Genomic DNA, 13,550 nt, shown 5'->3' on the forward strand with positions numbered 1-13,550 from the left:
TGACAAAAAAATCTTTTTATGCTATAATTTACATATAAAAATATTCCGTATATACTAAGGTTCTCCTGGCCAGGGGGAATCTTATTTTTGTTTGTACGGGAGGATGAAATATGAAGCAAAATGAATCCAGCATCACATCCTTGATTTCGGCTTTTGGCCGAGCCTACCACTGCCAATACGACACACCTCTTATTTTCGATGATTATTTAGCCAAAGAGCTTATCACTCCTCAAGAGTTCGCGGGTATTCGCGAGAATATGATTCAAGGCATCCATTTTTTCAACCCGGACATGGCTCATCTGATCAAGGACGACCCGGATGAAATACTGAGGTGGTTTGTACAAACTCAGCTTGCTCCAACTCCCTTGGCACGTGCCGCATATTGCGAACGGGTGCTGCTTCATGAAGTGGCATTGGGAGGCACGCAATATGTAATACTTGGAGCCGGTCTGGATACGTTTGCGTTTCGGTATCCGGAATTAAAGGATAGGCTGAACATCATTGAAGTGGATATCCCGGTCACACAGCAATTCAAACGCAGTCGGCTGTCGTCCGTGAAACTACCTATTCCATCCAATCTGCACTTTGTGGCTATGGATTTGACCGATAAGGGCTCCCTTTCAAGGCTCGTGACTGAAGAGTTAAGCAGCGAGAAATCCTTTGTAAGTCTACTTGGCGTCTCTTTTTACTTGACCAAGGAAGACTTGTCCCGATTGTTGCAAGTGTTGTTTACGAAACTGCCTTCTGGGAGTTCAATTGTTTTTGACTACGCTGACGAACATCTTTTTGATACGAAGGGCATATCTAATCGCGTGGACCATATGATCCAGATGGCTGCGGCTGGCGGTGAGCCGATGAAATCGGGGTACGCCTATGGGAAGATGGAGGCCTTGCTGGATGAAGCAGGACTGCTTATCTATGAGCATCTGACTCCGGAGGCGATTCAGGAACAGTATTTCCAGGATCGAATCGATCATCTAAGGTCATTTGAAACGATACATTTCATTCACGCGGTAAAAAAATAAATCGATCCGGGCATGTATGGTCACTTATATAGCCCACATTTGCAAACCAAACAACCTTCATCCTGAGTCAGGGTGAGGGTTGTTTAGTTAGAACGAAGGATCAACATAGACCATGATTCGGTAGTCAATATTTTCGCATATGATACAACTGTTCAGATATCCGACTTGTTATGTTTCAATTCCATGTCATTCAACGTTCTTCCCTCTATTTGTGCATAATGCCCATATAATAGAATGGAACTGGTTAAAGGCAGGAGGATGCATACGATGTACAAGGTTTTGTTGGTTGATGATGAATTTATGATCTCGGACGGGATCTCCAGCGTCGTGAACTGGTCCCGATTAGGAACAGAACTGATCGGCATTGCTCAAGATGGATTGGAAGCGCTTGCTTCGATCGAGCGGCAACGCCCGGATATCATTATCTCGGACATTCGCATGCCGGGAATGGATGGGTTACAGCTGGTTGAAGCTGTGGCGGAGAAGTATCCAGATGTCTCGTTTATCCTGCTCACAGGGTTCACAGAATTCGAATATGCGAAGACAGCGATGCAGTATGGCGTGAAGCACTATTTGCTCAAGCCTTGCAGTGAAGAGCATCTCGTACAGGCTATTAGTGAATTGGTCAGTGAGAAGCGGGAGTGGACAGATCAGGAGCGGTTTGTACAATCGATTCAATATAATCTGGAGCGTGTACTACCACATGCCAAGGAATATTTTCTGAAGGAGCTGGTCACTAACAGAACGTACGGGGTCAAGGAATGGAAGTATTTCGGAGAGCTGTTCGATGTACAATTTCAGGATCAGCGTGTGCGGTTGCTGTTGGTAGAGATTGAGGGAGATCATGAGTATTTGCACTTGTTCGCGGTCAAGAACATTGCCGAGGATATTTTTCATAATCCGATCTTAAGTGCCACGGTTGGAGGTCATGTGTTACTGATGATGGAGGACAAGCTGACTGAAACGCAGTTGTTCCATAATATTGATGAGATTCGTGCCACATTTACCCGATATTATCATGATGATCTTACGATTGCGCTGAGCGAACCAGGAGATCTTACGCAAGCACGGCAATTGTACATGCAGACGCTCGTTTATCTCAATTACCGCTTTTATCTTGGTGAGGGCAGTCTTATTATGGAGCGGGATGTCTACTCGCCAGGCGAGCGAACTCTTCCTGGATTCGAATATGATCCAGAGCGGATGGCTACGGCGATCAAGGCTGGACACTGGCAGGAAGCCGGAACAGAGCTGAACAGAGTGTTTCAGCTGCTCGCCGACTTGCGATACGATATATCTCAAACGAAGTCCTATCTTATTCAAATATTTATGGAAACGATTCGGCTCAGCGGCTCTACCGAGATGAAAAGGTATATGGACCAGTTGCCAGGTATGATTCAATCCAGCACGTTGCACTCTTTTCAACAGTTTCTGCTTGCCGTTGCCAAGGAAATCACGCTTCGCCGCTACGAACAACACCGCTCCAGACAATCACAGATGGTGGGCAGTGTGAAGCAGATTGTGGAGAAGCGTTACAGGGACGAAACACTGACGCTCCAATCCATCGCCGGAGAGATATATATGAACCCGGACTACATTGGTAAAATGTTCAAAAAAGAAACAGGTGAGAAATTCACCAATTATGTGTTAAGTTACCGCATCCAAAGAGCATTGGAGCTGCTGGAGCAGGACGGAAACTGTACCGTATCCTGGCTTGCCGAACAGACGGGGTTTGGTGCCAACTGGCCGTATTTCAGCAAAATGTTTAAGAAATACACGGGCTTCTCGCCTTCCGAGTATAAAAAAGTACCCTAGGCCAGCGTTGCTGTCGCTTCTACAGCAATTGAACTAAATATTTACACGAAAACGGAGAAGACAGAAATAACACGAAGAAGCGGAGCGTTCGCCTTAAAGCTTTCTAAAAGAAAGCTACATCGTAAGCATATGCTATCCCCGGATTTTCCCTTTTGCAAAAGGCAATCATAAAAATCTGGGAATAACAGCGATCAGAGGGTTGTTCTGTCATCGGAGTGGCAAGTGTAAATATTCTTTAGCTCGATTTATATAGATAGCAACCTCTATATCCGATCTACGAGTGAGCCCTGTTTGCCTTTCATCGGCAGCAGGGTCTTTTTTTGTCGGACGGAACTCGGTTTTGAACATCCATTTAACGGAAATGAGCATGGGAAGAAAAGGCGCTCGCTTCTATCATTAGAGGTGTCATGTTAATGAATGAACATCGAGAGTGGAGGTTGAGTGGATGGAGCTGAATCGAAGCCGGGGGATCGAACCTGGGCGTTTGAAGCCAGCTGGCAAATGGAGTTCAGTGAAAAAGGAGCTTGTCCGCAACAGATACGTGTATCTGATGCTCGTTCCGGTTGTAGCCTACTATCTGATTTTCAGCTATGGGCCGATGTACGGGCTGCTGATGGCATTTCAGGAATCCTACAGCCCGGTCAAAGGAATCCTGGCAGGCGAATGGGTGGGTTTTGACAATTTCACCATGTTTTTTGAAAGTTATTATTTCTGGAGACTGATCAAGAACACGCTGATTTTGAGTTTTTACAGCATTGTGTTTGGTTTCCCGGCTCCAATCATCTTGGCCCTGTTACTGAACGAAGTACGGAAAAAGTGGTTCAGAAGCACGGTGCAGACGATTAGTTACATGCCACATTTCATCTCGGTTGTCGTCGTGGTCGGAATGTTGAAAACGTTCTCCGCATTGGATGGCGGACTATTTAACGTCATTCGTGACTTTTTCGACCTGCAACCCATCATGTTTCTGGCGGAGAAGGATATGTTCCGTCCGATGTACATCCTGTCCAACATCTGGCAGGGGGCGGGCTGGGCATCGATTATCTTTTTGGCGGCGCTCAGCGGGATTGATCCACAGCTGTATGAGGCTTCCAAAATTGATGGTGCAGGCCGCTGGAGACAGCTGCTTCATATTACACTGCCGGGTATCATGCCAACGATTGTGATCATGTTGATTTTGCGCATGGGGGCAGTGATGAACGCTGATTTTCAGAAAATATTGCTGATGCAAACGGCACCGACCTATGAGACATCGGATGTCATATCCACCTTTGTCTATCGATCGGGTATTTTGGAGGGGAACTATACGTATTCAACCGCCATCGGACTATTTAACGGCGTCATTAATTTCGCGCTGCTCATTATCGCGAACGCGATCAGCAGAAAGCTTAACTCAACCAGTCTCTGGTAATTGGAAGGTGAAGCGATGAAACAGTCTATAGGGGAACGAGTTTTTGATGTATTCAATACACTGCTGCTCGTGGTGATCATGATTTTATGTTTTTACCCGATGCTGTACGTGTTCAATTCTTCAATTAGTGATCCGGATCAGATGCTGCGTTCCCGGTCACTGATGCTCATTCCTGAAGGCTTCCAGCTGGGAGCGTACAAGTCGGTATTTCAGGATACTCGCATCTATACCGGATATATGAACACCTTGTTCTATGTTGTGGTCGGCACGGCCATCAATCTGCTCATGACTTCGCTGGCAGCCTATGGCTTATCACGCAGTGATCTGATGGGCAGAAAAACGCTGATGAAATTAATTACGTTTACGATGTTTTTCGGCGGGGGAATGATCCCGACTTTTCTGTTAATTCAGAATCTGGGGATGGTGGATACCCGTTTAGCGCTTATTATTCCGGGTGCCATCAGTACATTCTATTTCCTCATTATGAAAACAAACTTTGAAGGCATTCCGATCAGTCTGATCGAATCGGCGAAGCTTGATGGTGCCAATGACTTTCTGATTCTTTTCCGGATTGTACTGCCTTTGTCGAAACCGATCCTGGCGGTCATGATGCTGTATTATGCGGTTGACCATTGGAATGATTATGTCGGACCGATGCTCTACCTGCGCAGTCAGGAGCTATATCCGATCCAGATTATTATGCGTGATATTCTGATCAGCAGCAGTACGGAGGCCATGGGCGCTGGCGCCGATACCGGCTTTGCCATTGGGGAGAACATCAAATATGCAACCATCATTATCTCTACCTTGCCGATTATGCTGGTATATCCGTTCATCCAACGTTATTTTGTTCAGGGAGCTTTAATCGGTGCTGTGAAACAATAAAAAATGTATCCTATGGAGGCGAATTGCGTGAATAAAAGAATGGGGTCCATCCTGTTGTCATCGTTACTAACCATGTCTTTACTGGCAGGCTGTACGGGTGATAAGGAGCCAGGAAATGCAGAACCAGCGGAGGGGACAGAACCTGCGGTTCAGGCATTGACTGAGATACCGCTACCGATTACAAGTGAGCCATTTACCATTGATTACTGGCGCGCCAATGATGCCAAACTGACAGCTTCCTTGAACAATTTTGGCGATATGGCGGCTTATAAGGAAAAGGAGAAGCTTACAGGTATCAAAGTGAAGTTCACGCATCCTCCGCTTGGACAACAGCGGGACCAGTTCAATCTGCTGATCTCCACGAAGGAGCTGCCGGATGTCATTTATTATAACTGGGCGGATGCCGTTGGCGGACCGGAAAAAATGATCAAGGACGGCCGGATCATCCGGTTGAATGAATTGATCGACAGTTATGCACCGAACTTGAAGCGGATTATTGAATCCGATCCGGATGTGAAGAAGCAGATTGCACTCGATGATGGAACGATCTATATGTTCCCGCTGCTGAAGCTGGATGCACTGAAGCTGAATGCCACTTCCGGTTTAATTATGCGCCAGGATTGGCTAGATAAATTAAATCTCAAAGTACCGACCAACATTGATGAGTGGTATACGGTGCTTAAGGCATTCAAGGAACAGGACCCGAACGGCAACGGCAAGGCTGATGAGCTTCCTTTCACCGGAAACTGGGGTCCGGGTAACCTGACCAAGCTCCATGATTTTGCAGCGGCTTTTGGCGTAATTGGTGGCTTCCAGATGAATGGGGACAAGGTGGAATTCGGACCGATTCAGCCGGGCTACCGTGATTTCTTGGAGACCATGGCCAAGTGGTACAAGGAAGGGCTGATTGATCCCGAGATCATGACGAATGACGGCAAAGCATTCGACTACAAGGTCACCAGCAATCTCGCAGGTGCATATCAGGGTGGCGTATTCAGTGGCATGGGGAAATACTTCAATCTGATGAGAGATACGGACCCGAACTTTAATGTAACCGGCGTACCATGGCCTGTATCTCAGGATGGAACGTCCTATGCGACATTTAATCTGGATGCCAAAGTGTTGACTTATGGTGAGGCCATTACGGCTTCTGCAGACGAAGACAAATTAAAATATATTGTTCAGTGGATGGACTACAACTATAGCGAAGAGGGTAGTGATCTGTTCAACTTTGGTATCGAAAATGACAGTTATGTTCGTGAAGGGGAAGGTGTCAAATTCACAGATACCATCATTGATAATCCGAACGGTTTGACGTATGACCAGGCACTGGCTTCCTATGCCTTATCCATTATGGACGGTCCGATCAATCAGGATAGCCGTTATCTGGATGCATTATTATTTGACGATGGACAGCGTGCGGCGAATGCGGAATGGATGAAAGCAAGCTCGGCATTAACACTCCCGCCAATTCGTTTGTCAACAGATGAGGTAAGCACAAGTACATCCATTATGAGCCAGGTGAATACGTACTTGAATGAGACAATGACTGCGATCATTAGCGGACAGAAGCCAATCACCGAATTTGACACCATGGCCGAAACGATCAAGAGCATGGGCATTGACCGGGCGATTGAGGTTCATCAGGCGGCCTATGATCGATATCAGTCCAAATAATACGTGAGAAATCGAGCGCTAAAACTTTGGGAAAACCTTCCTGCATGTGATATACCTAGTAGTATCACGTGGTTCAAAGGAGCGCTTTGGTCATGACAGCCTACCGCAAACTGAGCATCAAAATGAAAATGTTTCTGATGATTATGTTCATGATGGCGTTTATTATCATCCTGGCGTTTGGTTCCTTGTATTATACGTACTCGGTGTATGACAAACAGCTGTTTGATAAGTCGTCCCGACTGCTGAACCTTTCCTCGTCTACAGTGGATGTTGAACTTCAGAAGTTGGAAGCGTTATCATTAAACATGATCTCCGATACTCAAATTCAAAGGGCCTTGAAGTCCTTGCTGGATGATGATAGCGCATATTCAAGCTTTATTGAACGGAAGAAGATCACAGACCGGCTATGGGAGCATATTAGTGGGGCTGCACGATATGTGCAGTCCGTTCATCTGATTGATTCGAGGGGAAGAGTGAATAAGTACGGCGAAACACTAACCGTATCCCCGGAAAAATATGATCGGATGATTGAGGCTGCGGAGCAGGCGAATGGTGCAGTAAGGTGGCTATACCCGGATGATGATGATCCGATGCTGGTTATGGTGCGTCAAGTGCGAGCCTACGAACCGATGACTCTGGAACCGGTAGGCATACTGTTTCTGCGTATTAATATCGAGCGACTCGTTGAGGAGTATGCGGGCATTGATAGCCAGGACAGTGACATTATTTTAAAAGCAGGCAGTGATGTGGTCTATCCTTATCGCCAGCTTCCGGAAGCGGTGTCCGCCGGACTGAATCCACTTCCAGGCAGTGGGGGATATGAGATCAAAAATCTGGATGGGAGGGAGATATTCCTTTCCCAGAAGAAATCCTCTTATACCGGCTGGGTTTATTACAATATGGCCTCTTATGATGAAATTTTTGAACGTATTATATGGTTGAAAAATAGTTTGATCGTCGTTTATCTTATCGCCATTCTGGTTGTTCTCGCGCTAGGTATGGTGTTCGCACGCAGTCTGACGAGGCCGATCAGGCAGCTCATCAGTCAGATGAAGGAAGTGCAGTATGGGGATCTGGAGAACATAGATGCCAATCTGACCATTCCCACACACCAGCACATGGATGAACTGGGGTTACTACAACGTACGTATCGACTGATGATTACACATATTAATACATTGATCAAAGAAAATTATGCAAGCCAGCTGGTTATTAAGGAAACCGAGTTCAAGGCGCTTCAGGCGCAGATCAATCCTCACTTTCTGTATAATGCGCTGGATTCAATCCATTGGCTCGCCAAAAAGAACAGGCAGGAGCAAATCTCCAGTATGGTGCTATCACTCGGATATTTGCTACGTTCCTCCATCAGCTTCAAGCAAAATATCATTACCATTGCCGAAGAGCTGGAGATCGTCAATCATTACATCACCATTCAAACCTACCGTTTCCGGCAGCGACTGGATTTTCGCTTGGATGTGCCCGCTGACTATCTGGGGTGTGCCATTCCCAAATTGACCCTACAGCCCCTGCTGGAAAATGCCATTCAATACGGATTGGAACCACAGGTTGGATCATGTCTCATTCGAGTGTCTGCCGAGATATCAGGTGGCAAGCTGGCCCTTATCGTGGAGGATCACGGTCCCGGTATGGAGCCCGAATATGTGGAGCAAGTGCTTCGCGGAGAAGTGAAAACCAGAGGAACAGGCATTGGCCTGCTGAATATCAGGGAGCGGGTGCGTCTGGCTTTTGGCGAAGAATATGATGTACTGCTGGAGAGCAAGCCAGGGCTTGGAACGAGAGTAACGGTATTGCTGCCACCCCCATCACCAGGTAAGGAGGAGAGGCTGTGAGAAGATTATTGCGAACCATAGGCATGATCTGCCTTATGCTGACTCTTCCTGGCTGCGTGAACCAGCTGAATCAAAGACCAGGTATGATTGTGGACGAAGAGCCGATTACACTGCGCATCGCTTGGTGGGGTGGGGAGTTCCGCAACAATGCAACGATAGCCGTTATCGACATGTATGAGAAGTTGAATCCACATGTGAACATTGAGTACGAATATAGCAGTTTCAACGAGTATTGGAGAAAACTTGCCCCACATGCAGCAGGCAATGCGTTGCCCGACATTATCCAAATGGACATCTCCTATCTGTCCCAATACAGTTCGCTGCAACTGTTGGAGGATATGACCCCGTACATGCAGAGCGGGCTGATTGACACGACAGATATTGAGAAGGAACAGCTGGAGAGTGGTAGCCTGAATGGAAAAACCTATGGTCTCAGTTTGGGGGTTAACGCCATGCTCAGCATCTATGATCCGGAAGTGTTAAAGGCCAATGATATTGAATTGCCAACGGATACGTGGACATGGGCGGATTTTGACCGGATGGGCGAGCAATTGCTCGGGAAAGGCATCTATCTGGGAACCTATTTTACGCCCGAACAGTTTTTTGCGTATTACTTGAGACAGTATGGTTCCAAGCTGTACGCGGAGGATGGCAAGAGGTTGGGGTATGAGGATGATGGGCTGTTTATTGAATACTTTGGTAGGATGCAGCAGCTCGCAGAGAAGAAGCTTATTTTTGCACCGGATATTTGGACCTCAGATATTGGCCAGCCTGATAACGACCCGTTTTATCTGGGAGAGGCTTTGTTTAGCTGGGGGTATTCCAACCAATTTATCAGCACCGCTCAGCGTTATGGCAAACCCTTAACCATCTCCCCGATGCCTGGGCCAAACAGCCAGGATGGATTGTTCTTGAAGCCAGGCATGTTTTTCTCCATGGCGGGCAATTCCAGACATAAGGAGGAGGCTGCCAAGTTCATCAGCTTTTTCGTGAATGATTTGGATGCCAATCTGCTGCTCAAAGGGGAGCGGGGTGTGCCCGTCTCATCCAGTGTCAAAGAGCGTATGAAGCTGGTGGTTGAGTCGGAACTGGCGCAGGTGTTTGACTATATTGATTGGGTTGCAGATAACAGCAGCCAGATGGACCCGCCTGATCCTGTAGGTGCACCTGAGGCCACTGCGGTGCTACGTGAGTTGTATGATCTCCTGTTGTTTGGCAAAATTACGCCTGAGCAGGCGGCTAAGGAATTCCGTGAGCGGGCGAATGCCATTCTGGGTGGGCAGTTATAAGAATGGACTAGATCATATATGTATATAATGGGCTTGGGGCTGTTGTCGTTCACAAGCTCAACCTTCATTCTACTCGGGTGAGGGTTTTTGTTATGGAATGGTGTATATTTCCTCTAGTATAATAAAAATGGGTAGTCGTCTATCTGTAGATCAGATAGATTCTATCCATATATTATTGGATGAGGAGTGTCAGGACATGTCCATACATCAGATAGGTCACAAGGTGTCTTTTGCTGATATCAAAACGAAGTTGCCTCAGGAAAGTTGGATGTACACTCAGAATGAAGCGCACAACGGTGAATTTGAAGCCGAGGAAGTATGGTTACATTCTGGTGACCTTCATATCAGTGAACTGTTGTTGGATGAAGGACCTTTTTTGATCTTGGTTGAAGGAAATCTGACAGTGGATCGTTATATTGGAAATACAAGTTCCGACGCGGCCAGTTCAAATCTGGTTGTACTTGGGAATCTCATAACGCCCTATATGATCGTGGGTGGGCAGGAAATATATATTACAGGTAATCTCTATGTGGAGGATATGTTCTGGGGGGATTATAACCATGGAGAATTGACAGTGAGAGGGAATGTAGAAGGTGGATTGCTGGTAAGTACCGAGCAATATATGATTCAGGTTCAAGGACAGCGTAATGTGAAGCGTCAGCTTGAAGAATGGGAGGATCTCGGACCATGGCGGGGCTTTGACATGTTGGCGTTATTGGTTCCTGAATGTGTGATTGATGAAGATACAGAGCCGTTTCCTTGGCGAGAAGAAATGTTAAAGAGGCTGCAGCAAGGACGACCTGTAATCAACCGAAAGTACATTCACGCTGATGAATCAGAGCCAGATGTGCCGGATTGGTTCGAAGATCATCGTATTACCGCTGAGAACATAGAGCGTCTTACTCATTCATCTTTGTTGCCTGTAAGAGAGGAGGATGAGTTACTCAACAGCTATGAATTTTGGTTGAACGAGCAATTTTGCCGAGTATCGGTCTATGGAGATGAGCACACGGAGGGGTATTTCCGCAGTCTTTATTTTCAGGATGACCATAACTGTGCATTGTTGCTTAAGATGGAGCCATCAGATCAAGGTTCCAACTCTCCTGATAAACATATCCTACAACCGGGTAAATCTGTCTGGATGATCTCAGGTGCATATCGTTATCTGCACAATGAGAATTCGGAATGGAACGTATTTTCGGAGAACTCACCTGCTGATATTCAGCAGTTAAGCGAGCAAGGATGGAGCACCTTGTTGCAGTCTGTATCGAATTATCAGTATGCCCGTTCCTTAATTTCGCATCAACTGATCCGTGATTTATTAGCTTTGCCGATCGTGGAGCCATATGACGATTATTATGATGACGACCGGCATGGGCTGTGGATTGGAGACTTGTATTATGCATTTCGACAAGCAGGTCAGCTGAGTGATGGTGTTCCCCAGCCAGCTATGCTACGTATTGGAAGAGAGTATAAGGATACTCAAGGGGAGACGCAGGTGGAGAAATACTATTATACCCTGCACCAACATGAGGACGGCACGGAAAGTGTGTTGATCGAATACTCGGCTCAGAAGGACGAGGGTGAGGAAGAAGAACCGGTGTTGCTTGAACTTCATTATATAGGCGGCTCTCAATTACTACATGCCGTTCAATTGCTCGAACGTGGACGCCAAGTGCTCATTCAAGCAAATGAGGATTTACTGAATGGGGAGCTGCCGTACGCTGCTGAATCATTTGCGAAGCGATTCTGGAAATCAAAAGGATACCTGAAATGAATAAAACAACCTTCACCTCTAGTTCTGAGGGAAGGTTGTTTTGTCGTTGTATTTACCCAAACTGGGCTTGATGCAGTCGGCTGTACGAGCCTTTGCGTGCTAGCAGTTCTTCGTGACTTCCTTGCTCAGCGACGCTGCCGTTCTCCACGACTACGATGCGATCGGCGTGTCTGATGGTCGCCAGTCGATGGGCAATGACCAATGTCGTACGTCCCTGCGCCAGCTCGGACAAGGCCAGTTGAATAGCAGCTTCTGTCTCTGTATCGAGTGCGGAGGTGGCTTCATCCAGAATGAGAATGGGCGGGTTTTTCAGGATCATTCTTGCGATGGACAACCGTTGCTTTTGTCCGCCGGACAATTTTACGCCACGTTCACCAATCATGGTGTCCAGTCCGTCTGGCTGGGATTGTACCAGCTCTTCCAGTTGGGCTCGGCGAATGGCTTGCCAGATTTCTTCATCGGAAGCATTCAGCTTGCCGTATGCAATATTTTCACGAATCGTTCCGTCAAACAGGAAAATATCCTGCTGCACTATCCCGATATGGGAGCGCAGTGATTCTAGCGTCATGTCCTTCACCGGAATGCCATCGATAGAGATATGCCCCGCATCCACATCGTAGAAACGTGGGATCAGACTGCATAACGTCGTTTTACCCCCGCCCGAGGGTCCAACCAGAGCCACCGTCTGGCCTGCCTGAACATCCAGATTGACCTGAGACAGCGTAGGTTTGTGTTCCCCATAAGCAAATGAAACGTCATGGAAGGCGATGTCGCCTTTCACATGTGGGATGGATTTGGCTTGTGGTGTATCATCCACATCGGGCTCGGCTTCCAGCAGCTCCAGATATCTTTTGAATCCGGCAATGCCTTTGGGATAGGTTTCGATGACGGAGTTAATCTGTTGAATCGGTCCAAGAAACACATTGGATAACATGACAAAGGCGATAAATTCTCCGTAGGTCATGCTGCCCTGAATGACAAACCACGTACCGCACACCAGTACAAACAGCGAGACAAATTTCATCAGAATGAAGCTGAGCGAGGAATTCCATGCCATAATCCGGTAGGTGATCAGTTTGGTAAGACGGAAGCGTTCATTATTTTCGACAAAACGTTTCACTTCATGCTTTTCATTGGCAAAAGCCTGTACTACACGAATTCCGCTCACATTGTTCTCTACGCGTGCGTTATAGTCTGCAATATCCGCAAACATACGCTTGAACGCTTTGGACATTTTGCGGCTGAAATAGAGAGACAGGAAGATCATTAGCGGTACGATGATGAAGGTCATGACAGCCAGTTGCCAGTTGATACCAAGCATTATGCCGAAGGCTCCGGCCAGCGTCATCAGGGCAATGAACAGATCCTCGGGTCCATGATGGGCAATCTCACCAATATCCATCAGATCGTTGGTCATGCGAGAGACGAGGTGCCCAGTCTTGTTGTTATCGAAAAAGCGGAAGGATTGCTTCTGCACACGCTGGAACAGTTCCCGCCGCATATCGGATTCGATGTTAATACCCAGCTTATGCCCCCAGTAGGTGACTGCATAATGGAAAAAGGAACTGAGCAGATAGATGCCCAGCAATCCGGCACAGGCTGATAAAATCATGGACCAGTTGCCTGCGGGAAGCAGCTGATCGACAACTTTGTTTACAGCCAAGGGAAACGCAAGCTCCAGCAGTGCAGCCAGAATGGCACAGGAGAAGTCCAATATAAAGAGTCCCCGATAAGGACGATAATAGGCCATGAAACGGCGAAGCATATGTAAGTCCTCCTCCATATAACGCAAATGCCCGGACAGGTTCCATAGCCTGACCA

Annotated in this window: 9 protein-coding genes; 8 read left to right on the plus strand and 1 reads right to left on the minus strand. The window is 47.0% G+C overall.

The genetic code is table 11. The features are described 5' to 3' along the window. The first annotated feature begins 110 nt into the window (after positions 1–110). The 8 genes from MHB84_RS15440 to MHB84_RS15475 all read left to right on the plus strand — a co-directional run bounded on the left by MHB84_RS15440 (position 111) and on the right by MHB84_RS15475 (position 11,729). Positions 111–1,025, plus strand: coding sequence for a class I SAM-dependent methyltransferase (locus MHB84_RS15440; RefSeq protein WP_076287526.1), 915 nt, complete (start codon positions 111–113; stop codon positions 1,023–1,025). Between the two features lie 267 nt (positions 1,026–1,292). Further along, complete coding sequence (locus MHB84_RS15445) at positions 1,293–2,840, plus strand: response regulator (RefSeq protein ID WP_076287527.1); 1,548 nt, start codon at positions 1,293–1,295, stop codon at positions 2,838–2,840. Positions 2,841–3,285: 445 nt separating this feature from the next. Beyond that, a complete protein-coding gene (locus MHB84_RS15450) occupies positions 3,286–4,251 on the plus strand; it encodes an ABC transporter permease (RefSeq protein WP_076287528.1) in 966 nt (321 codons plus the stop codon). Positions 4,252–4,266: 15 nt separating this feature from the next. Further along, a complete protein-coding gene (locus MHB84_RS15455) occupies positions 4,267–5,136 on the plus strand; it encodes a carbohydrate ABC transporter permease (RefSeq protein ID WP_076287529.1) in 870 nt (289 codons plus the stop codon). Between the two features lie 27 nt (positions 5,137–5,163). Further along, complete coding sequence (locus tag MHB84_RS15460) at positions 5,164–6,813, plus strand: extracellular solute-binding protein (RefSeq protein ID WP_076287530.1); 1,650 nt, start codon at positions 5,164–5,166, stop codon at positions 6,811–6,813. A 92-nt stretch (positions 6,814–6,905) separates the two neighbouring features. Beyond that, the gene (locus MHB84_RS15465; RefSeq protein ID WP_076287531.1) at positions 6,906–8,663 is read left to right on the plus strand and encodes a sensor histidine kinase; all 1,758 of its coding nucleotides are present in this window, start codon (positions 6,906–6,908) and stop codon (positions 8,661–8,663) included. Next, the gene (locus MHB84_RS15470; RefSeq protein ID WP_076287532.1) at positions 8,660–9,952 is read left to right on the plus strand and encodes an ABC transporter substrate-binding protein; all 1,293 of its coding nucleotides are present in this window, start codon (positions 8,660–8,662) and stop codon (positions 9,950–9,952) included. The genes MHB84_RS15465 and MHB84_RS15470 overlap by 4 nt, the downstream gene beginning before the upstream one ends. 196 nt (positions 9,953–10,148) lie before the next feature. After that, entirely contained in the window at positions 10,149–11,729 is a 1,581-nt protein-coding gene (locus MHB84_RS15475) for a hypothetical protein (RefSeq protein WP_076287533.1), read from the plus strand. A gap of 52 nt (positions 11,730–11,781) precedes the next feature. Here MHB84_RS15475 and MHB84_RS15480 read toward each other — a convergent pair whose 3' ends face one another. Further along, positions 11,782–13,494 (minus strand): ABC transporter ATP-binding protein, encoded by a 1,713-nt coding sequence (locus MHB84_RS15480; protein ID WP_076287534.1) that lies wholly within the window; start codon positions 13,492–13,494, stop codon positions 11,782–11,784. Between the last annotated feature and the right edge of the window lie 56 nt (positions 13,495–13,550).

This window comes from Paenibacillus sp. FSL F4-0087, assembly GCF_038020215.1.
Classification (GTDB): domain Bacteria; phylum Bacillota; class Bacilli; order Paenibacillales; family Paenibacillaceae; genus Paenibacillus; species Paenibacillus taichungensis.

Excerpts from the sequence above, each read along its gene's own strand:
- MHB84_RS15445 (WP_076287527.1), top strand. The coding sequence starts at position 1,293 with ATGTACAAGGTTTTGTTGGTTGATGATGAATTTATGATCTCGGACGGG.
- MHB84_RS15480 (WP_076287534.1), bottom strand. The coding sequence starts at position 13,494 with ATGCTTCGCCGTTTCATGGCCTATTATCGTCCTTATCGGGGACTCTTT.
- MHB84_RS15450 (WP_076287528.1), top strand. The coding sequence starts at position 3,286 with ATGGAGCTGAATCGAAGCCGGGGGATCGAACCTGGGCGTTTGAAGCCA.
- MHB84_RS15440 (WP_076287526.1), top strand. The coding sequence starts at position 111 with ATGAAGCAAAATGAATCCAGCATCACATCCTTGATTTCGGCTTTTGGC.
- MHB84_RS15465 (WP_076287531.1), top strand. The coding sequence starts at position 6,906 with ATGACAGCCTACCGCAAACTGAGCATCAAAATGAAAATGTTTCTGATG.
- MHB84_RS15475 (WP_076287533.1), top strand. The coding sequence starts at position 10,149 with ATGTCCATACATCAGATAGGTCACAAGGTGTCTTTTGCTGATATCAAA.
- MHB84_RS15455 (WP_076287529.1), top strand. The coding sequence starts at position 4,267 with ATGAAACAGTCTATAGGGGAACGAGTTTTTGATGTATTCAATACACTG.